This window comes from Variovorax ureilyticus, from assembly GCF_037889935.1.
GTDB classification, from domain to species: domain Bacteria; phylum Pseudomonadota; class Gammaproteobacteria; order Burkholderiales; family Burkholderiaceae_C; genus Variovorax; species Variovorax ureilyticus.
The window spans coordinates 204,569-225,987 of the sequence record NZ_JBBKZU010000008.1; the positions used below are offsets into that span (position 1 = coordinate 204,569).

Genomic DNA, 21,419 nt, shown 5'->3' on the forward strand with positions numbered 1-21,419 from the left:
ATCGTGATCCTGTACCCCTTGCCCGGTTCTCGCGCCTATCAGGAACGGCTTTATCCCGATCCCGCGCTGCTCGACCCCGCGACGCGCGCGAAGCTCAAGCTCGAGACGCACGAGGACGTCATTGCGCACTTCACCAAGACATCCCTGGACGAAGACGGGATCCAGATCGAGCCGGGATCGCTCACCGTGACCAAAGGCACCGGCGGGACCGGCTACATGGTCGGATTCCGCGCCTTGCCCGCCTTCGCGCAGCAGGCCGAGCATTTCGCGGCGATGCACGTCGCGATGCTCGACGCGCGGCATGCGGGCCTCGCGCTCGACGGCTGCGATGCCTGCCGCGAGACGCCTGCCTGGAACCCGATGGCCGGCTTTCCGGTGAACCGCAGCGACGGCCCATCGGAATGGCTGCCCTGCCTGCCGGTCGGCATGCCGGTCGCCAATCATCAGGCGGTGACGCTGATGCACTACCCGCCCATCGTGGCCTACCGCACCGCGAACTACCTCAACAACATGACGCTGCGGCGCTGGGCGCAGATCCTCCAGTGCACGGGCATCGGATCGCCGGAGCGCTACCACGCGATCCTCGACGTCAATCCCATCGCCGCGCCGGGTTCGGGCGAAAGCGAATACCCCAACGACTATTTCCCGATCAGCCTCACCTCGATGTTCTTCGACAACGACGCGCGTGGCCTGACCTACGTGCGCTCGATGCTGGAGCTGATGCTGAACCCGCCATCGAATGCGGAGAACCCGCTGACGCTGCCGCTGCTGGTGTGCGGCTCGCCCCTCTACGACCCGCAGGCGCCCGGCTGGTTTCGCACGCGCTACAAGGCGCACCTGCCGAAGGACGCCAACGGTTCGCCGACGGTGAACGTGCTGCAGGCGGGCTTCATTCGCGTGCTGCCCGACAGCCCGAAGAAGACGCCGTACCTGATCGCGAATCACATGATCGCCGCCGGCGTGACCGGCCGCTGCACCGACGACCCGGCCCAGATCCCGGACATCCGCAAGTACGAGGCGCAGGACCTCGCGGCCGCGAGCTTTCTTGGGCTCTGTGCCGCAGCGGCGAAGCGTGGCGAGGAGGTCGATCCGGAGGAGGCGATCGGCACGGCCTGCGAACGCTGGTTCGGCCCCGGGCAGGGCGACGGCAGCGGGGCGCCGAATCCGGCGAGCGAGAGCGACCGGCTGACCATCTGCGCGCTCGCGCAGATGGACCTGTGCTTCAACCCGAAGACCATCTCGCCGACCTATACCTACGAGCAGGCATTGGCGCGCTGCCAGAGCAAGGGCGGCGCCGATTTCTCGCCCTGCTTCGGCTGCGCCTGAACGCGCCGGCGGCGCGAGCCGTCTATTTGTGGAGCAGGCGTTCGAACCCTTCCCACGCCTCGGCGGGTTCGCGCAGATAGCGCGTGCAGCGCTCGATGAAGAGATCCGGCACCGCATCGAGCGGGTCCGCGGCGCCGACCTGTTCGAACAGACCGAGCGCGGCTTCGAACTCGCCTTCGAAGTACAGCGTCATCGCCGATTCGAGACGCGCGCGCGTCGAGAGCTTGGCATCGCGCCGCTCGGGCGCCTCGGCATCGATGACCTCGTAGACGTCCACGGCGACGTTCTTGCCCTTCACCGCCACGCGATCGACGCGCCTAAGTGCGAATGCTTCCGGCGCGCGCAGCGCGTGGTAGGTCGCTTCGCCGATCAGGAAGCGCGCCCGGTAAACCTTGGTGAGCTGCTCGATCCGTGAAGCGAGGTTGACCGGGTCGCCGATCACCGTGCATTGGATGCGGTCGTCGCCGCCGACCGTGCCCAGCAGCAGCGGGCCGGTGTTGACGCCGATGCCCGCCGCCAGTGTCGGCTGGCCGCGCGCGATCGAACGTTCGTTGAAAGCCTCCAGCGCCCGCCACATTGCGATCCCGGTGCGCACGGCGGCGTCCGCCTCGGTGTCGAAGAGCACCTTGATCTCGTCGCCCGCGAAGGAATCGATGAAACCGCCGCCCTGCGTGATCTGGACCTCCATGGTGCCGAAGTACCGGTTGAGCAGGTCGATGGTGCTGCGCGGGTCGAGCCGCTCGGACAAGGGCGTGAAGTCGCGCAGGTCGGCGAAGAGCACGCTCATGGTCTTGGCGACGTTCTCGCCGAGGTTGACGCGCGCGATGTCGGGGCGATCCAGGCTTTCGAGGAACTCGCTGGGCACGAAGCGGCGCTGCGCCTCGATGAGGCGCTGCTGCTGCTGGTAGAGCCGCGCGTTCTCGATCGAGATGGACACCTGGGCCGCCAGCAGCTCGATCACCTCGATGCGCTCGTCGGTGAAGATGCCTGCGGCGAGGCTGTTCTCCATGTAGATCGCGCCTTCGCATCGTCCGCGCTGCCGCAGCGGAATGCACAGCACCGATTGCGGCTGGCGCGCCTGCAGGTAGGCATCGCGCGAGAAGCGGCCGGCGCGCGCCGCGTCGTGCAGCACGATCGGGCTTTCGGTGTGCAGCACGTGATAGACGATCGAGATCGGCAGCGCGAGCGCGCCTTCGTTGCCGTCGAAAGGCATGGCGCGCGCCGGCGCGCCGGCCTCCTGCCCGGCCTCGCAGAGCCCTTCGATGAGGAGCTGGCCCTCTTCGCGCACTACGAAGCAGCCGCGCTGGGCACCGGCGTTCTCCAGCATGATCCGCATCGTCGCGGTCCAGAGCTGGTCCAGCGCGATCTCGCTGGCGATGGCCTGCGAGGCCTTCATCACCGACGCGAGGTCGAGCGACGCCGAGTCGAAACCGGCCGTCGCGGACTTCGCCGCATCGCCGCGCGGCCGCATGGCCGATGACGGCCGCAGCACCGGGAATTCATCTTCCATGTGCGCGACCTTGCGCCGCGCCCCCCAGCCTTCGTAGAGATTGCGGGCCGCGCGCAGGTAGCCCTCGGCCGCCTTGCGGCGGCCGGCGGCCAGCAGGTGCCGGCCCGCGAGTTCGTTCGCCATCGCCTCGTCGCGCCGAAAGCCGGATTCGTGTGCGGCGGCCATCGCGGCTTCATAGGCTTCCAGAGCGGCTTCGACGCGGCCGTCCAGGCGCGCGAGTTCCGCCTGCATCAGCCATTGCAGATGCAGGAAGTTCGCCGCGCAGTGGCTCGCCCAGCGTGTCATCCGGCGGAGATCGGCGCGCATGCGCGTCCGGGTTGCCGCCTGTTCGTCGGCCGTCATGCCCGGCAGGCACGCGGCGAGCGTGAGGAAGGCGACGATGTAGAAGCGCACGAGTTGCGGCAGCGACATCGCGGAGGCGATCAGCTTGTCCTGCTCGCGCACATGGGCCAGCGCCTGCTGGTGCTCGCCGTAGAACCAGCAGATCTCGGCCTTGTAGATGTGATAGTTGGCCACGCCCGTCATGAAGCGGCGCTGCCGCATGCCCTCGAGGCAGCGCGCCTCGTCGAAGCTCGCGTCGTTCATGGAGCACAGGCCATCGGTCTGGCCGAGGAAGTTGCGCTGCATCTGCAGGAAGAGCGTTCCCGAATCGAGCGAGTCCTGGTATTCGCAGTCGCGCACGATGGTGAGGAAGTCCGCATGCTCCTGCGCGGCGGCTTCGAGATCGAGCTTCGGGTCCCAGATGATGCAGTCCTGCGCGCTGTAGGCCAGATAGAGCAGGTCGCCGGACTGATAGCCGGCCTCGATGCCGCGCCGGAACCAGGGCGTCATCGTCGACCAGTGGTTGCTCCAGTGGTGCACGAACATCGCGTAGACGTAGATCACGCGCGACTTGAGCGCGATGTCCTCGCTGCGGTCGTTCATCGCCACCGCGAGCTGACCGTATTCGTAGCCGAGCGGTGCATCGTCGAGCGCGCCGCACAGCAGCATCCCGTAGGCCGCATACGCGAATGCCGATTCCGGGCTGTTGCCGTGGCGCAGCGAGATGTTCACTGCGCGCAGCACCAGGAACGGGAAAAGATTGCCGCTGCCCGACAGGAAGGCCGCCGGGAAGATTTCCATCAGCAGCCGGATCGCGACCTGCTGGACCGGGTCGGACATCGGAGGCGCATCGATGAGGTCGGCGATCCGGCGCCCGCCGAGGTTGCGCCGCACCGCCGCCATCTCGCGGCCGATCGCGGCCCGGTCCGGGTCGTCGGTGATCCGCATGCCGAGCAGCGCGAGGCCGGTGGTCGCGGCGCGGATCGATTCGGCCATCTTGCCGATCGTGGCGTACTGCCGCGTGCGCATCGAGAGGATCTCTGCCTTCTCCAGGTTCGATCGCGCGTGATCGAGCATGTCCTCGATCCACGACTCCGCTTCGCCGTAGTTCGAGGTCAGGTACGCGCACTGCTGGTACTCGGTGGCCAGCGCCATCTTGAGCTCGATGTCGCTCGTCCACGCGTCCGCCGGCAGCAGTGCGAGGCCATGGCCGAGATAGGTGCGCGCCGATTCGTAGGCCGACGAGCGCAGCGCGCGGACGCCCGCCTGCAGGTTCATGCGCGCGAGCGCCCTGCGTTCGGCCGGATCGTCGATGAGGCCGTGGCATTCGTTGAGGTGGCCGACGATCTCGATGAGACGCTGTTCGCGTTCCTCGGGCGTGGCGTGGCGCTGGATCAGCCGGCCGATCGAGAGATGCACGCTTTCCTTGCGATCGGCCGTGATGAGGGCGTAGGCCGCCTGCTGCACCCGGTCGTGCTGGAAGCGGTAGCTCGGATTGAGCCCGGCGGCAGCCGCTTCGTCGCCGCTGCCGACCAGCTTGTAGTCCTCGTTCAGCGGTACCACCAGGTGCCGTTGCATCGCGGGCAGCAGGTCCGCTGCGGTCCGTGCCATCGGGTGCTCGTGGATGATCGACAGCGTGCGCAGGTCGAAGGTGTCGCCGATGCAGGACGCGAGCTCCAGCACGCGCTGCGTCGCGGCCGGCAGCTTGCGCAGGTTGGCGAGCACGAAGTCCACCACGTCGCTGCCCAGCCCGCTGCTGCGCACCGCGTCCATGTCCCAGCGCCAGCGGCCCGCTTCGGGCGCGAAGGCAATGGCGCGCGCCTGTTCGAGCGCCCGGAGCAAGGCGGTCAGGAAGAAGGGGTTGCCCTGCGCGCGCTCGTGCAGCAGCTCGGCCAGCGGCCGGCACGCGGCCACGTCGGCGTGCAGCGCATCCGCCACCAGTTGCTCGACCGCCGGAAGGGCGAGAGGCCGCAGCGCAAGTTCGTGGATCGCACGGCTCTCCTGGATCTCGTTGAGCGCCAGCCGCAGCGGATGACCGACATCGACCTCGTTGCTTCGGTACGCGCCGATCAGCAGCAGGTGCCGCAGGTCGCGCGCGGTCGCCAGCCAGCGCATCAGGTTGAGCGTCGATGCATCGCTGAACTGCAGGTCGTCGAGGAAGACCACGAGCGGCTGTTCGCTCGCGACCGCGCGCACGAAGTTCAGGAAGGCGATCTGCAGCCGGTTCTGCTGCTCGTTGGGCGGCAACGCGGGCACCGGCGGCTGGACGCCCATGATTTCTTCGAGCTCGGGTATCAGCTCGATGAGCAGCCGGCCGTTGGGCGCGACCGCCGCCACCAGCCGCTCGCCCAGCGCCTTGCGGCGCTCGAGCGATTCAGCCATCCACTGTCGCGCGAGGCTGCGAAAAGCCAGCACCACGGCGGAGTAGGGCGTGCTGCGCTGGAACTGGTCGAACTTGCCCTGGATCAGGTAGCCATCGCGCCGCACCAGCGGCTTGGCGATTTCGTTGACAAGTGCGGACTTGCCCACGCCCGAGTGGCCCGAGACCATGCAGAACTCCGTGCCGCCGGCCGCCACGCGTTCGAACAGCGCGAGCAGCGCCGCCTGTTCGGCTTCGCGTCCGTACAGCCGCTGAGGGATGTTGAATTTGCGCGAGACGTCGCGATGACCGAGCGGGAAGGGCGAGATGCTGCCCGTCTGCGCCAGTTCGCGCTGGCAGCGGCCCAGGTCTTCGATGAGCCCGTAGCTGCTCTGGTAGCGGTCCTCGGCGTTCTTCGCCATCAGCTTGAGGACAATGGCCGACACCGGCTGCGGGATCGCCGGCTTCAGGTCGCTCGGCGATGGCGGCGCCTTGCCGATGTGGCTGTGCACCCATTCGAGCACCGTGCGCGCGTGAAAGGGCAGCTCGCCGGTCAGCAGCTCGAAGAGCGTGATGCCTAGCGAATAGAAGTCCGACCGGTAGTCGAGCAGCCGGTTCATCCGACCGGTCTGCTCGGGCGACATGTAGCGCACCGCGCCTTCGAGCCGGCGCGAGAGCGCATCGTTCTGCCGCTCCAGCGAAAGCTCCGAGGCGATGCTGAAATCGATCAGCCGCACGTCGGCGGCATCGTCGACGAGGATGCTGTGCGGCTCGATGTTCTTGTGCACCACGTCGAGCTCGTGCACGCGCGCCAGCGCCTCGGCCAGCGCGATCGCGATCCGGAAGAGGCTTTCGAGCGGCAGGCCGCGCTCGCCCTGCGCCGCGGCTTCTTCCGCGAGCGAATGGCCGAAGGGTTCGAGCACCAGCGCGACGTTGCCGTTGCCCCAGCTTTCGAGCGCATGCACGCGCACCACCGATTCGATCGACTGCAGGCGCTGCAGCAGGCTGTATTCGTGGCGCAGTTCGGCGACTTCCTGCCGGCTGGGGTACTCGGCATCGAGCGTCTTGATGACGACCGGATGCCCGTCCGCGATGCGCACCGCGCGATAGATCGAGCGGCGCTGCGACTGATGGATGCGCTCGCCGATCCGGTAGCCGGGAATCGTGACCACCGTCGGCCGATCCGGAGCGCTAGGCGCCGAACACCTGGCGTGTGCGCTCCGCGTAGGCTTCGGCTGCCTGGTCGCGCAGCGGCGCGCCGTGCCCGCACAGCGCGTGTCGGTAGGGAATCGCGCCGAGCCGTGCGTAGTCGCCGACCTTCGGCTGGTTGACCTGCATGAACAGGGGACCGAAGTTGGCCGGCTGGAAGAAGCCCATGCCGCGCATCATCTCGCGCGATTCGTCGGAGAAGTATTCGTTGGGTTCCACCCAGTTCTGCAAGGCATCGCAGGCCACGAGGATGCCGCCTGCGCGGTCGATGCGAAGGACGCACTCGGGCATGCGCGTCGTCTCGAAGGCGAAGACGGTGCAGCCCTTGAAGGGCACCTCCGAGTCGGGCGCCAGCACCTTGTCGGGCACCAGCCCGTAGGCGTGCTGCGTTCCGGGCGGCGCCCAGAAGGTCGCGCCGTAGCGCTGCTTGTAGAAGGCGTTGTCGCGGTCGTGCAGCGAACCGATCTGCACCACATGGGCGATGCGGCCGAGCGATTCGAGCTTCTTGAGGCCTGCTTCGTCGAGGCGCATCGGATTCACCAGCGTCAGGTCCCCGCCGTCGCGCACCACCGTCATGTTGCGGCTGAAGTGCCAGGGAGCGTCCATGAGGACGGTCTTCATCGTGCCTGTCACGAAAAAGACATCGGGAAAGACCTCCTCGATCTCGCCGTGCGGCAGTGCAGGCGGCAGTTCGTCCAGCGCGTCCATCGGATGGTTCCTTTGCTCGGGGTAGCCGCGAGCGTACTTCGGCGCCTGCGGCGCGGCAAGGCAATTCACTCGTAGACGAAACGCCCCGCATACGCGTATTCGTGCATGTACGCGTACAGGTATTCGTCGAGGTAGCGCCGCTGCGCCGGCGTGAAGCGGCCGTGGCGGACGTCGTCGAGTGTTTCGCTGCCGTCGGACTGGTCGAGCCGCTTGAGGTGGAAGAGCGTCATGTCCCGCCCGCCGAAGAAGCGCTGGAGATAGCGGTGGTATTCGCGCGCGCCGCTCATGTCGAAAACGCAGCCCGCAAGCGCCGTGCAGAGAGGCCGCCCGGCCAGCGCCTTGGCATCGAAGACAGGGTAGTCGCCGGCCGGTGGCACGAAAGGCGGCAGTTCGGGATTGTTCTGCACCGGCTGTCGGCGCAAGGCATCGATGTAGGCGCTGTCGAGACCGGCGAGCGTCGCGCCCTGCAGCAGGATGTTGAGGTAGCGCTGCGTCGGCAGGCAGGCATCGTTCAGGAAGGCGGGCAGGCCCACGTAGGCGATCCCCTGCTGCGTGCCCTCGTCGGTCTCCACGCTGACTTCGACGCGGTCGTAGCCATGGCCATAGGCCTCGGTGGCGTCCAGGGGCGCCATGTGCGCGTCCTCGCAGAGATGGAGTACGCCGCGCACCACGTCGGCCGGATCGCCCGTCGGCTCGATGTTGCCGACCCCGCCTTCGTGGCGGAAGAAGTGCTGCACGTTGAAGCGCAGCCGCCAGCCGTGCAGCGAGGCGCGGCGCGACAGGCGCGGCTCGACGCCCTTGGCGCGCAGGGAGGTCAGGTCCATGTTCGATCCATAGCCGAAGTACCAGAACACGAGGCGACTCCTGTACATGCAGTGGTCGGCACCAGTAGTATTCGCCCCCGGGGAGTAGGGCGACCGGGCCGCTGTGGCTGCGGGATTGTCCGTGAAGGCGGCATCCGTCTTCAATCAGGAGTTGCGCAATGGCCCAGAACGCACCCGCGAGCCAGGACTTCGTGATCAGCCGTACGCCCGCCCGAGGCGCCGCCAAGGGCAGCCCGGGGTACGGGCTCTGGCGTTTCGATCCCGAAGCGGACGAAATCCTGGCGCCGATGCCGCTTTCGTCGGGCGCGACATTCGATCCGACCCATTCCCTGGTGCCCATCGGGCGCTACCTGCTCGAATGGGGGCCGCTGATGCTGCAGCCCTACCAGCCGTGCTTTCCGTACCGGCTGTTCGAATTCGATCCGCAAAGTGACGATCCGCTGAATTCGACTGCTTTGCAGCACGGGCTCTGGACCAAGACCAAGTTCTGGCAGTACCGGCCCGACTTCGGCAATCCCGAGGGCGCGCACGAGGGCTACGATTCGGGCGACGAACTGCTCCTTGTGCCTCTGGGCGGCTTCATGCTCAACGTGATCCCGACGGAGGGGCGCGGCACCTTCCAGCTCTGGAACTTCGATCCGAGCCCGCTCAAGCCGGGTTGCGCCGATCCCTTGCCCGCGCCGTACACGCCGCAGGGCTCGTTCGACAGCATCCAGTTCGGCCACGAGCTGATCCCGATGGGCAACTATGTGCTCGACCGCGTGCCGGAGACCGGCGAGTACTGGGTCTGGAGCTTCGATCCGCAGAGCGTGATGCCGCTCGGGCAGCCGGCGATCCAGCGCGGCCGGTGGAGCGACATCGACGCCAGCCACAGCCTGGCGACGATCGGTGACCTGGTGCTCGATTGGACGCCCGCCGACGGCACCTACCGCCTGTGGCGATTCGATCCGCGAAGCGCCAACCCGCTGACCGGCCCGCTGCGCCAAGGTACCTTGCCGGAGGCCTTGCGCACCGGCGTCGAGCTGACCGGCATCCAGTCGCTGCGGGCCATCGATCCGGCGCGCGCCGAAATGCCCGGGACCATCGATTTCATGCGCTCGAAGATCAAGCACGTGGTCTACCTGATGCTGGAGAACCGTTCCTTCGACCATGTCTGCGGCTGGCTCTACGGCAAGGGCGAGACGGGCATCCACTTCGTCGGCGACGACCGGCCCTTCGACGGCGTGGAGGAAGGCATGTTCAACCTCGACCCCGGCATGCCCGGCAAGGATGGCAAGCCCACGCCGGTGTTCGTCAAGAAGTACAAGGACGGCGAACTGAGCGACGACTGGGACCTCGACTTCCTCCCGGAAGACCCCTACCACGACAAGTCCGACGTGCTGCGCCAGCTCTTCTACGCGAACCGCGACGGCTACGCCCAGCGCGCCGTGCCTGACATGGGCGGCTTCGTGTGGAACAACGGCGTGCACGAGGTGATGTGGACCTACACGCCGGAGCAACTGCCGGTGCTCAACGGCCTCGCGAAGGGCTTCGGCGTTTCCGATGCATGGTTCAGCGCGATGCCGGGCGCGACCGACCCGAACCGCGCGATGGCCTTCACCGGCTCCGCGCTCGGGCAGCTCAACAACTTCCAGAACGGCACGCAGTACACCTACTGGCCGCTGTCGCCGCACCGCCAGTCGATGTGGAAGGTGCTGTGGAGCAACGGCTTCACCGACTGGAAGATCTACAACTCGGTGGAGTGGATGAACTTCGTCCACACCTACCACTTGTACCTGCAGGGGCAGATCCCGTCGGTCGATGCGGCCATCGCGCAGAACCAGAGCAGCTTCATCGAAGGCATCGAGCAGTTCAAGAAGGACGCCCGCGCCGGCCGGCTGCCGGCCTTCAGCATGCTGGAGCCGGCGTGGATCGCGACCTCGGGCACTTCGTCCTACCACCCGGGTGCCGACCTGGTGCCGGGCGAAGTGGCGCTCAACGAGATCTACGACTCCTTGCGCGCGGGCCCGGCCTGGAACGAGACGCTGTTCGTCGTCACCTTCGACGAGCACGGCGGCATCTTCGATCACGCGAAGCCGCCGTATGCGGCGAACCCCTGGCCCAACGACGTCAACGACGGCTTCCGCTACGACATCATGGGCGTGCGCGTTCCGACCATCGTCGTCTCGCCCTGGATCAAGGAGAAGACGGTGTTCCGCTCGCCCAAGGACGTGGCCTACGACGGCACGTCGTTCGCGGCGACGCTGCTGCGCTGGTTCGGCATCCCCGAGTCGCGTTGGTGCATGGGCGACCGGATCGTGCAGGCGCCGACGTTCGAGGGCGTCCTGCAATGCGCCAGCCCGCGCGACGAATCGCCCACGCTGAAGCCGCCTTATGACCGGACGTTCCCGCGCGAGGGCAAGTCGGGCCGCAGGGAGCGGCTGCACGACCTGCATCGCCTGATGGCGCCGCGTGCGGTGACGGCGCTTGCGGCCGGCAAGCTGGGCCCGGACGAGATCAACCGGATTTCCGAGCAGATCCTGGCCGATGCGACCGACCTCAAGTCGCTGCACGCGATGATCGATGCGCTCGCGAAGCGGCTGGGCTGACTGTTATTCGGGATTGCAAGGCGGCCTTGTCAACACGCCAGATCGTCGCCCATTCCGTAGCTGCATGCTGTAGGGTCGGCCCACTTGTTGTGCTTGTAGAACAAGTAGACGTCGTCGCCCTCTGTCCAACTCAAGCTGCCAACGCCGCCGGAAGAGATGGACCATTTCGCCGGCCCGAAATCATCGAACGTGATGGACCCTGTGGCATAGCAGGGGGCATATCGTTCGTTGATTGCCCAGCGGCGTGGCACCGAGTAAGCCTTGCTGAAGAAGTTCTTGACCTGGGCGACGGTCGGTCTGAAGTGCTTGCAGTCCCTGCTGAACATTTCGTCGTTCGGGTTTGAGTTCAGGCCAATCTGCTCGATGGTCACTTTCTTGATGACTCTCGCGCAGGCTTCGGCCGCGAACATCGAAAGCACTAGTGCGGCAGCCACGCTGGCAAGGGTCGATCTTTTTGCGATCACCATTTCGCCGTGCTCGCTTCGGTTGGGTTCTTTCTCCCGATGTCCGGGTGCCTGTAGACCTCGTGCATCGAGACCTCGAGTGTTTCGGCAAGCTGATTGATCAGCCATTTGAGGGAGCTGTTTTGCGCGTCGTTGACTGGCTCATAGACCTCCCTGTTGCGAGGTCCGATCGCCAGCCCCACGATCTCGATTCCGATGGAGTCGGCATTCGAAGGGTATCGACCGGGCCAAGCCTTTTGTACCTCGTTGAGGTGAACGGCCTTGGCCTTGTTCGAGACGATCTTGATGCGCTCTAGGGATTGGGCGTGTTTCAACTCCGTGGGATGGCACTGCCGAGTGATGATGCACCGCGATTGCATGAGACCCACATGGTTTGTTGCTCTGTAGAGTGAGGCGGTCTGGTAGATCGTGCCGTCCTTGTCGATCAAGAAATGCGCACCGTTCGGGGCGCCGCCATTGGTCGTGCTGGAGTATGAGTTGAAGGTGGCGTTCGCTGTCGGGCTGTTCGTCTGGTGCACGACGATCCCATTGATGGCGCTCATGGTTCCCCGTTCGATGCCGGAAAAAATCTTCACTTTGATCCGTTCCGCATCGACATGGCCGTCCTTGGTGATGTAGAGAGTCATCATGCCTCCCTACGCTTCGCGGTTTTGTTGAATGTCGAAGCTGGCGGTCACCGTGCCACCAGAACCGCCTTGCTGGTTCTGCATGACGTATTCCTGCTTGACTCGCGCAAAGGAGAGGCTGACCCCCTCTCGTGCTCTTGCCATGGTGTCGGTCAGCATGGGCGTCACACGGGTCACGATGACATCGCCAATCGTGAGCTTGAGGAATTCGAGCGGGCTGTCACCGGCCTTCCTCACCACGAGTGTGGCTGTGTCGATGTGCTTGCCAGTGAGGCAGTACTTCATCAGATTGGGGCTAGCCCGGTCCACGTAGTGATCGAAGTTCAAATCGCTCACGGTGGCTTTTCCCGCGCCGCCGCCACTCCCCGAATGCATCGATGACTGCTGGCTGATGCTCCAATCCCAGCGCAGGATTTCGATTTCATCCTTGTGGCTGGCGTCCTGCGATTCGCCGGAAATGCCGGCCAACTTCAAAAAAATATCCTGTGACATTCGAATTTTTCTCCCTTGAGATCAGGCTGCGATATCCGGCTGACCGCTCCGCACGCTAATGCACAGGGTGGACGCTGGCAACAATCTTCGGTGCCTCGGGGAATATTCGTAAAGAGAATCAGCCGCTCGCCCAGGCTACGCGGTGCGGGTCGAGGCCCTGCCTACAAGAGCTCTTCGTCCACGATGGCCGCGAGCATCTGCAGCCGCAGCCTGCGGGCGGTGGTGGCGTTCGGCTCGCTGCGCTGCACGACTTGCTCGCCCCCGCGCTGCGAGACCCATTCGATGCCTTGACGGCCTGCCGACGTCGTCCGCACCTGGTAGCTGCGCGGCAGGCGGTCGGTGTACAGCATGCCCGCCACCTGCGTCGCGAGCACGGGGCTGTCGACGATCAGGCTCATCTCGGTGTTGGAATGCGCCGAGCGGCGGTCCATGTTCATCGAGCCGATCGAGAGCCAGCGGCGATCCACCACCGCGACCTTGGCGTGCAGGCGGCCGAGGGAACCATGCGGGCCGTCTGCGTGCGCTTCGCGCTCGTCGTCGCCGGGCATGAGCTCGTAGAGCGCCACGCGGCGCTCCAGCAGCGCCTGCCGGTAGCGGGCGTAGCCGAAGTGCGCGAGCGGTTCGTCGGTCGTGGCGAGCGAATTGGTCATGATCGAGATGTGCACCTTGTTCTCAGCGGCCTGCTGGAGCACGTCCATCGTGCGCCGGCTCGGCACGAAGTAGGGGGAGGCGATCAGCACTTCGGAGTGGGCCGACTGCATCAGGTCGAGATTGCCGTTCATCACCACGCCGTCGGCGAGCGACTCGGTGTCGGCATCGGCCTTGCGCGGCGAATCCGCGACGACGCGCACGGCGGCCATGCGCAACTCGACGCGACCGGCGGCGATCTGCGGGCCGATCGCGGGCTGGCCGAGCGAATCGAATGCCGTCACCGCCACGTCGGATGCTGCCGCCGCCGTCACCTTGTCGAAGTGCCACGTCGCCGCTTCGGTGCTGATGGAGGTTGCGAGTTCCTCGATGGGGTAGGCGTGCGGGCTGTTCCAGTAGGCGTCGAAGACGGCCGCCATCTCCGCCACCACGGGGCCGGCGGAAAGCATGTCCATGTCGATGAAGTTCGCGGGCTCGCTGCGGCCGAAGTACTCGTCGGCGATGTTGCGGCCGCCGCTGATCGCGAACACGCTGTCCGCGACGAAGAGCTTGTTGTGCATGCGGCGGTTGATGCGTGAGAACTCGTTCATCGAGAAGAACACCCGGCGGCCCACGCTGCCGTCGCGCACCGCGAGCGGATTGAACATGCGTACCTCGATGCCCGGATGCGACGCGAAGCCGGCGAGCAGCGCGTCCTGCCCGGCGGCATGCAGGTCGTCGACCAGCACGCGCACCCGCACGCCGCGGTCGGCCGCGTTGCGCAGTTCGCGCAGGAACTGCCGCCCGGAGGCGTCGTCGGCGATCTGGTAGTACTGCGCGTCGATCGACTTCTGCGCCGCGCGCGTGAGCGCGATGCGGGCTTCGAAGGCCTGGTCGCCGGCCGGCAGCAGGCGCAGGCCCGAGAGATGCGTCTCCTGCGCATCGACCGATGCCGCTGCGACGGCGGCGAGCCGCGTGTCGGCCACATCGGTGCGTGCCTGCGAGACCGGCCTGCCGACGGTGTCCGGCAAGCTTGCACAGCCGGAGAGCACCACGAACGCGATCAGCAGGAGGATGCGAAAGATGCGATTCGACATACTGCGAATCTAGGGTGCCCGCCGCCGCCCGGCCATGAAGCACTGCCCACGCCGAAAGTGACATTGATCACATCGCCGGTCGGGTTTGATAATTCCGTCACACGGGGCTGTCGCCTGCACCGCGCGCAGCCCGGAGCATCCGATGAGTTCCGCCAGCGAACGCCTGCCGCAAGCCCTGCTCGACGCGATCGCGCCGCGCGGCGTGACCCGCACTTTTCCGGCGCACGCGATCCTCATCAATGAAGGGGATACCACCGATTCGCTCTATATCGTTCTAAGTGGCCGCGTGAAGGTCTACGCCAGCTCGGAGGACGGCCGCGAAGTGGTGCTGACCGAATACGGCCCCGGCGAGTATTTCGGTGAACTGGCCATCGACGGCGAGAAGCGATCGGCCTCGATCAAGGCGCTCGGGCCGTGCACCTGCCGTGTGGTGCAGGGCACCGAACTGAGGCAGTTCCTGGTGGAGCAGCCGGAGTTTGCGGTGCACCTCACGCGCAAGCTGATCGGCATGGTGCGGCGCCTCACCGACCAGGTGCGCAGCATGGCGCTGCAGGATGTCTACGGTCGCATGGTTCGCGTGCTCACCGAGCTTTCCGATCCCGTGGGCGAGGAACGCGTGATGCGCAACAAGCTCACCCAGCAGGACATCGCGGACCGGGTCGGCGCATCACGCGAAATGGTCAACCGCGTGATGAAAGAGCTCACGGCCGGCGGCTACATCGGCCAGCGCGACGGCCGGATGGTGATCCTGCGCAAGCTCCCGGCGGCGTGGTAGCCGCCGGCAGCTGCTGCCGTACCGCTAGGCCCGTGCGCCCTCGGCACCGAGTTCCGCTCGCTTGTCGTGCCCCACGACGAGCACGAGGCCGATCGCCACGACGGACAGCGCGGCGAGGAACAGCACCGCGTAGAAGTCGTTCCCCATCCGGTCCTTGAGCACGCCGAAAATCGTCGGCCCGATGTAGCCGCCGAGATTGCCGATCGAGTTGATCCAGGCGATTCCCGCCGCAGCCGCGACGCCGCTCAGCAGTGCGGTCGGCACGGTCCAGAACACCGGCAGCGCCGAGAAGATGCCGACCGCGGCCACCGTGACGGCCGCCATCTTCGGCACCGGCGAGCTGATCTGCGCCGCTGCCACCAGCCCGACGAAGATGCAGGCCAGCGGAATCAGCAGGAACAGCTTGCGTTCGCGCCGCGCATCGGACCAGCGCGACCAGAGCACCATCGCGATCGCGCCGATGAGGTACGGAAACGCGTTGATGAAGCCGATCTCCACGTTGCCCAGCCCGCCGAAGCCCTTGATGATCTGCGGCAGGAAGAAGCTGAGCCCGTACAGCGGCACCGTGATGCCCATGTAGACGATGCCCAGCGAAATGACCTTCCAGTTGAGCAGCGCCTGCTTCCACGAGATGCTGTGGATCGACTCGCGGTTCGCCCGCTCGGCGTCGAGCTTCTTCTGCAGCCAGCCGGCTTCTTCGGCCGTGAGCCACTTCGCATCCTTCGGACGATCGGGCAGGTAGATCAGCACGACGAAGGTCAGCACGACGGCGGGGATCGCTTCGAGGATGAAGAGCCACTGCCAGCCGCGCATGCCCCAGAAGCCATCCATGTTGAGGATGTAGCCGGAGATCGGCGAGCCGATCACGGTCGAGATCGGCACGGCGAACATGAACCAGCCCACGATGCGCGCGCGGTAGGCGGCGGGAAACCACAGGGTCAGGTAGAAGATCACGCCCGGAAAGAAGCCGGCCTCCGCGATGCCGAGCAGGAAGCGCACGACATTGAAGCTCGTCGCGCCGCCGACCCAGGCCTGTGCCATCGAGAGCACGCCCCAGCTGAGCATGATGCGCGCGATCCACCGCCGCGCGCCGAAGCGCTCCAGCGCGAGGTTGCTCGGCACCTCGAAGAGGAAATAGGCAATGAAGAAGATGCCCGCCGCATTGCCGAACACGGTGGCGCTGAAGCCCAGGTCCTTGGACATCGACGCGCCGGCGAAGCCGAGGTTCACGCGGTCGAGGTAGGCGATGAAGTAGCTGATCATCAGGAGCGGCAGCAGCCGCCAGCTGATCTTCGAGATGGTGCGTTGTTCGATGGATTCCATGCTGTCGTCTGTCTCTTTCTCTGTGATTGCCAACGCGGCAGGAGCCGATCGTTATACATCGGCAACGCATGCGGCGCAGAACGCGCGCTCAGTCGTTCGCGCCGCGTGCGCGCAGGCGGTCGAACAGCACCGCGACGATGATGAAGCTGCCGACGAAAGTTCCCTGCCAGAAAGTGCTGATTCCGAGCAGGATCAGGCTGTTCCTGATCACCTCGATGAGCGCCGCGCCGACGACCGCGCCGAACGCCGTGCCGACCCCGCCCGCGAGGTTGGTGCCGCCGATCACCGACGCGGCGATCACCGACAGCTCCATGCCTTGCCCGAGGCTGGTGGTGACCGTGCCCAGCCAGCCGACTTCGAGGATGCCCGCGATGCCCGCGCAGAAGCTGCAGAACATGTAGACGCTGACCTTCACTGCCTTCACCGGCACGCCGGTCATCGTCGCCGCGCGTTCGTTGCCGCCGATGGCATAGAGATGACGGCCCCATCGCGTCCAGCGGAACACGATGCTGGCGATCACCAGCAGCACGGAAAGAAAGATCACCGGACTCGGAATCCGGATCGGGTCCATGAGAGGCAATGTCAGGTTCGCGAACCCGCCGCCGAGCGCAAGCAGCCTGGGCTGGTCGGGCCCGAACTCGTACACCATGCGGTTGTTCGACAGCACCATCGCGAGGCTGCGCGCGATCGACAGCATGCCCAGCGTGACCACGAAGGGCGGCACGCCGACGTACGCGATCATGAGCCCGTTGAAGGCGCCCACCAGCAGCGACACGCCGAGCGCCAGCGGCACCGCCAGCCAGATCGACAGGCCCGCGTGCATCGTCATGCCGATCACCATCCCCGACAGCACCAGCACCGCGCCCACCGAGAGATCGATGCCGCCGGTGATGATCACCGCCGTCATGCCGATCGCGATGATCGCCACGAAGGCGAAGTTGCGCGTGACGTTGAACAGGTTCTGCTGCGTCGCGAACACCTCGCTCGCCAGCGAAAGCACCACGAACGCCGTCACCGCGGCCACCGAGACCCAGAAGGTCTGCTGGCTCACCAGCCAGGCGAGCCATGTGCCATGGGCGCGGCGGTCGATGTGTTCTTCTAGGGTGGCGGCCATGCTCTAGACGGATTCGATCGCGCCGGTGATGAGGCCGGTCACTTCCTCGGGCGAGCTCCGGGCGATCGGCTTGTCGGCCACTTTCGTGCCGCGTCGCAGCACGACGATGCGGTCCGCCACCGCGAACACGTCCGGCATGCGGTGGCTGATCAGCACCACCGCGATGCCGTGGTCGCGCAGGCGCCGGATCAGGTTCAGCACCTCGGCGATCTGCCGCACGCTGATCGCGGCGGTCGGCTCGTCCATCAGCACGATGCGCGGGTCGGCCAGCCGCGTGCGCGCGATCGCCACCGCCTGCCGCTGGCCGCCGGACATGCGCCGCACGAGGTCGCGCGGCCTCGTCTCCGACTTCAGTTCGGCGAACAGCTCGCCCGCGCGCTGGAACATCGCCCGGTAGTTCAGCACCTTGAAGGGGCCGACGCCGAAGGTCAGCTCGCGGCCGAGATAGACGTTCTCGGCGGCCGTGAGGTTGTCGCACAGGGCAAGGTCCTGGTAGACGATCTCGATGCCTTCCCCGCGCGCGTCGGCGGGCTTGTGGAAGACCACCTCGCGGTCTTCCATGCGCATCGTTCCGTCGCTCGGCGGGTAGTTGCCCGCGACGATCTTCACCAGGGTCGACTTGCCGGCTCCGTTGTCGCCCATCAGGCCGACGACCTCGCCTGCCCGAAGCGTCAGGGACACATCGTTCAGCGCCTGGATCGCGCCGAAGTGCTTGGAGATCCGCGAGAGCTCCAGCACGGTCGGCGCTGCGGCCTCGCTGGTCACTTCGCCGGGCACTTGTCCAGGTTGGTCGGCACGCATTCGTCCAGGCCCGTGTAGAGCGGGTCCGCGACCTGCTTGCCGTTGATGAGGTCGATCAGCACCGCCGGCGCGCGGTGGCCCATCTCGAACGGACGCTGGCCGATCTGCGCATGGCTGCGGCCCGCCTTCAGCGCATCGAGCTGCGGCGGCAGGGTGTCGCCCGCGATGATGATCAGCTCCTTGGACTTGAGCTTGGGCATCACCTGGTCGGTCACCTGCGCGTAGGCCTGCGGCCCGAACTGCGCCCAGCCGCCCACCAGGATGAAGGCGTTGAGCTTCGGGTTCTTGGTGAACACGTCCGACATCTGCTGGTTCGCGAGGTCGATCTGGTCGTTGGTGAAGAGCGGGCAGCCGGCGACCTCGGTCCAGCCGCCTTCGCCCTTCAGCCGGTCGATGCCTTTCTTGCCGCTGACGGTGTCGCGGAAGCCCGCCGCGCGCGCATTGATGTTGTCGGCCGCGACGTTGCCCAGCTGCATGCACACCGTGCCGCCCTTGGGATTGAGCGCCTTCAGGTGCTTGGCCATCAGCACGCCCATGTCGTAGTTGTTGGTGCCGAGGTAGGTCTTGCGCAGGGCGCGGTCCGAAGCCGCGAGGTCGGCGTCGATCGTCATGATCGGCATCTTCGGGTTCTTGGCCTTGAGCATCGTCGCCATGGCCGGCGCATTCGACGGCGAGATGGCGATGCCCGCCACACCCTTGTTGATGAGGTCCTCGACGATCTGGACTTCGCCGGCCTCGTCGGCGCTGGAGGCCGGGCCGGTGTAGAGGCAGGTGTATTCGGAGCTCGCGTTCTCCTTGTTCCAGAGCGCGCAGCCGTCGCCGAGCACCGTGAAGAAGGGGTTGTCCAGGCCCTTCACGACGACGGCCAGCGTCTTCTTCTGGGCCATGGCCGGCGTGGCGGCGAGGAGGGCGGCGAGCACGGTGCCTGCGACCATGAGAATCGACTTTTTCATTGCGTCTCCTTCGTTGTGGATATGCACTGTCGAGATCTCCTGCGCCGCGGGCAGCAGCGGCATCTTCCGGGGACTGTCTCGGCCCAGGAGGAAAGCGACTATAGGACTGGCCTTCCCCTGTGTCGAGTCGGCGCCGGCTGCGCGCGGCCGGCGGGGCTACGGATGCTCGTGCGTGTGATGCGCATCCGGCACGTGCGGATGCGAATGCCGCAACGGCTCGTGACGATGCGGGTGGCTGTGCGGGCCCGCGGGCATCGGGTCGTGCGTGTGGGTGTGATGCCCGTCGTCATGCGAGTGCGCGTGTTCGTGCTCGAGATCATGGTGATCGTGTTCGTGGCCGTGCGACTCCGCCAGATGCAGCACGACGCCCGCGAGCATCAGCGCGCCGCCGACGGCCATGCCGGCGCTGAGCGACCGGTCGCCCAGTGCGATGGCGCCCAGGGCGCCGATGAAGGGCGCGAACGCGAAGACCGAACCAGTTCGCGCGGCGCCGAACGCGCGCTGCGCGAGCAGATAGAGCCGCAGGCTCAGGCCGTAGCCGCTCGCGCCGATGGCGAGCAGCCCGAGCGCAGCAGGCCAGCCGGGCAGCGGCTCGCCGGCCACGATGGCGAGCGTGGCAGTGATCGTCGCGCCCATCAGCGACTTGCCGAAAACCACTTGCCCCGGATCGCGTTCCGCCAGTGGGCGCGACAGCGTGTTGTCGACGCCCCAGGCCGCCGTGGCGCCGAGCACCGCGAGCAAACCGAGCCCCTGCATGCCGCCAGTCGATCCCCGATCGAGCACGAGCGAAACCCCGCCGGCGAGCAGCAGGAGCATCGCCATCCACACGCGGCGATCCATCACTTCGCGATACAGCAGGCGGGCGAGCACCGCAGTGAACAGCGCTTCGAGCGCCAGCATGAGCGATGCGCTGGTGCCGCTCGTGTGCTGCAGGCCCCAGGCAAGCGCCACGGGCCCGATGCCGGCGCCGAAGAGCGCCATGAGTGCGAGCCGGCCGAGGTCGCCCCGGCGAACGGACGCCTCTCGTTCGACCGGCTGGCGAAGGAGCGCGCCGATGACGGCCGCCCCGGCATAGAGCAGCGCCGCGGTCGAGAAGGGCCCGAGCCCGGCGCCGGCTCGCTGGACGAATGGCGTGCTGACGCCGAAGAGCGTGGCCGCCAGCAGCGCGAGAAGGCCGCCGCGGACAGCGGGAAGAGTGTTCATGGGGCGATTCTCCGAGGTTGAAGTCCGCGCCGCTACCGGATGAGATAGGCGCGAATCTCTGCGTGTGAAGTGCGCGCCGGAACGGCAACGAAGAGCCTGGAAAGGCTGGGTACGAACAGGCCCGTGCGCGCGCCTTGCGCTGTCGGCACACGCTCCGACACTGCGAGGTGTGGTCCCTTGGGACGAACGATCGCGACCTGGCCTTCACCACACACAACGTAGATCTGATGTCGCGCAGAGTCGAAGAACAGATCGTCGGCGTCGCCGCACACAGGAACGCGGTCGATCTCACTGCCGGAGCCGGTGTCATGAACGACGAGTAGCGCCGGCGAACGGGTCACGACGAAGAGTCGATGACCTTGTTCATCCAGCGCCATCGGGAAGTTGCGCGCGGCGCCCTTGAGAGGCCAGGTCGCAGCGACTTTGCCGCTCTCGCGATCGACCACGGCAATGTGACCTGCGGTGGGAACGTTGACGTAGATCCTGCTCTTGCCGCGCTCGATCTGGAACGACTCGGGATGTCCTGCAAGGGTGATTCGCTGCAGGATCCGCAGGGTGTCGGGGTCGAGCCTGACCAGCGCCTTGCCGGCGCCGACGTACACGTCGCCGTTGGACGGGTCCTGGCGGAGGTTGTCTGCGTCATCGAGCGACGCCTGGCTGGCGGTGACCGGCGCTTTGGCATCGTTGAACGCCTGGACGCCGCCTCCAGCGCCGTTCGCAACCAGGAGACGCTTGAGGGACCCCAGATAGAGCACGCCCTGCGGCTCATGAAGCGCGCCGATGCTGCTGGCTCGCTTGCCTTCGCGCAGATCGATCACCTCCAACGAATCGGCTGCGAGAGCTGCGACAAAAAGCCGCTGACCTTCGAGATCGACGGCCATGTGATCGAGGCGTCCCCCGACGGAGGGCAACTCGATACGGCGCTCGAGTACCAGCGATTGAGCCGTCGCCAGCTGAACGACACCCGCGAGGAGAGCGCTGAACGCGACCAGCGTGCTCGCGCCCGTCCTTCGGCGGCGCGAATTGCCGCAGGCTCGTGGACTCCCTGAGGCCAGTAGGGTCGAAAGCATGTAATAGAGTCTACATTGATGTAGGATAA

General features: G+C 66.4%; 16 protein-coding genes. 3 read left to right on the plus strand and 13 right to left on the minus strand.

Annotation, left to right across the window (positions count from 1 at the left end; all coding sequences use genetic code 11):
• Nucleotides 1-3 precede the first annotated feature (3 nt).
• The gene (locus WKW77_RS19750; RefSeq protein WP_340358569.1) at nt 4-1,326 is read left to right on the plus strand and encodes a hypothetical protein; all 1,323 of its coding nucleotides are present in this window, start codon (nt 4-6) and stop codon (nt 1,324-1,326) included.
• 22 nt (nt 1,327-1,348) lie between these two features.
• Here the strand turns inward: WKW77_RS19750 and WKW77_RS19755 are convergent, their stop codons facing one another.
• From WKW77_RS19755 to WKW77_RS19765, 3 genes are all read right to left on the minus strand, one after another.
• Nucleotides 1,349-6,688: an AAA family ATPase gene (locus WKW77_RS19755; protein WP_340358570.1), complete on the minus strand. Its 5,340-nt coding sequence runs from the start codon at nt 6,686-6,688 to the stop codon at nt 1,349-1,351.
• A 19-nt stretch (nt 6,689-6,707) separates the two neighbouring features.
• A complete protein-coding gene (locus WKW77_RS19760; protein WP_340358571.1) occupies nt 6,708-7,433 on the minus strand; it encodes an MBL fold metallo-hydrolase in 726 nt (241 codons plus the stop codon).
• A gap of 65 nt (nt 7,434-7,498) precedes the next feature.
• Complete coding sequence (locus WKW77_RS19765) at nt 7,499-8,287, minus strand: gamma-glutamylcyclotransferase family protein (protein ID WP_340358572.1); 789 nt, start codon at nt 8,285-8,287, stop codon at nt 7,499-7,501.
• Nucleotides 8,288-8,415: 128 nt separating this feature from the next.
• Between WKW77_RS19765 and WKW77_RS19770 the strand changes: the two genes are divergently transcribed.
• The gene (locus tag WKW77_RS19770; protein ID WP_340358573.1) at nt 8,416-10,845 is read left to right on the plus strand and encodes an alkaline phosphatase family protein; all 2,430 of its coding nucleotides are present in this window, start codon (nt 8,416-8,418) and stop codon (nt 10,843-10,845) included.
• A gap of 29 nt (nt 10,846-10,874) precedes the next feature.
• On the opposite strand, the gene WKW77_RS19775 is transcribed toward WKW77_RS19770, so the two are convergent.
• From WKW77_RS19775 to WKW77_RS19790, 4 genes are all read right to left on the minus strand, one after another.
• Nucleotides 10,875-11,312: a hypothetical protein gene (locus tag WKW77_RS19775; protein WP_340358574.1), complete on the minus strand. Its 438-nt coding sequence runs from the start codon at nt 11,310-11,312 to the stop codon at nt 10,875-10,877.
• Nucleotides 11,306-11,935, minus strand: coding sequence for a peptidoglycan recognition protein family protein (locus WKW77_RS19780; protein WP_340358575.1), 630 nt, complete (start codon nt 11,933-11,935; stop codon nt 11,306-11,308). The genes WKW77_RS19775 and WKW77_RS19780 overlap by 7 nt, the downstream gene beginning before the upstream one ends.
• A 9-nt stretch (nt 11,936-11,944) precedes the next feature.
• Entirely contained in the window at nt 11,945-12,427 is a 483-nt protein-coding gene (locus WKW77_RS19785; RefSeq protein WP_340358576.1) for an Hcp family type VI secretion system effector, read from the minus strand.
• 161 nt (nt 12,428-12,588) lie between these two features.
• Complete coding sequence (locus WKW77_RS19790) at nt 12,589-14,151, minus strand: phospholipase D-like domain-containing protein (RefSeq protein ID WP_340358577.1); 1,563 nt, start codon at nt 14,149-14,151, stop codon at nt 12,589-12,591.
• Between the two features lie 142 nt (nt 14,152-14,293).
• On the opposite strand from WKW77_RS19790, the gene WKW77_RS19795 reads away from it, so the two are divergent.
• Nucleotides 14,294-14,926: a Crp/Fnr family transcriptional regulator gene (locus tag WKW77_RS19795; protein ID WP_340358578.1), complete on the plus strand. Its 633-nt coding sequence runs from the start codon at nt 14,294-14,296 to the stop codon at nt 14,924-14,926.
• 24 nt (nt 14,927-14,950) lie between these two features.
• Here the strand turns inward: WKW77_RS19795 and WKW77_RS19800 are convergent, their stop codons facing one another.
• The 6 genes from WKW77_RS19800 to WKW77_RS19825 all read right to left on the minus strand — a co-directional run bounded on the left by WKW77_RS19800 (nt 14,951) and on the right by WKW77_RS19825 (nt 21,390).
• Nucleotides 14,951-16,249 (minus strand): MFS transporter, encoded by a 1,299-nt coding sequence (locus tag WKW77_RS19800; RefSeq protein ID WP_340358579.1) that lies wholly within the window; start codon nt 16,247-16,249, stop codon nt 14,951-14,953.
• Nucleotides 16,250-16,337: 88 nt separating this feature from the next.
• A complete protein-coding gene (locus WKW77_RS19805; RefSeq protein ID WP_340358580.1) occupies nt 16,338-17,363 on the minus strand; it encodes an ABC transporter permease in 1,026 nt (341 codons plus the stop codon).
• A gap of 3 nt (nt 17,364-17,366) precedes the next feature.
• Nucleotides 17,367-18,164: an ATP-binding cassette domain-containing protein gene (locus tag WKW77_RS19810; protein WP_340358581.1), complete on the minus strand. Its 798-nt coding sequence runs from the start codon at nt 18,162-18,164 to the stop codon at nt 17,367-17,369.
• Entirely contained in the window at nt 18,125-19,117 is a 993-nt protein-coding gene (locus tag WKW77_RS19815) for a substrate-binding domain-containing protein (protein ID WP_340358582.1), read from the minus strand. Before WKW77_RS19815 ends, WKW77_RS19810 begins: the two co-directional genes overlap by 40 nt.
• 156 nt (nt 19,118-19,273) lie before the next feature.
• Nucleotides 19,274-20,320, minus strand: a complete 1,047-nt coding sequence (locus WKW77_RS19820) for a DMT family transporter (RefSeq protein WP_340358583.1) — start codon at nt 20,318-20,320, stop codon at nt 19,274-19,276.
• A 32-nt stretch (nt 20,321-20,352) separates the two neighbouring features.
• On the minus strand, nt 20,353-21,390 hold the full coding sequence (locus tag WKW77_RS19825; RefSeq protein WP_340358584.1) for a YncE family protein: 1,038 nt from the start codon (nt 21,388-21,390) through the stop codon (nt 20,353-20,355).
• Nucleotides 21,391-21,419: the final 29 nt, after the last annotated feature.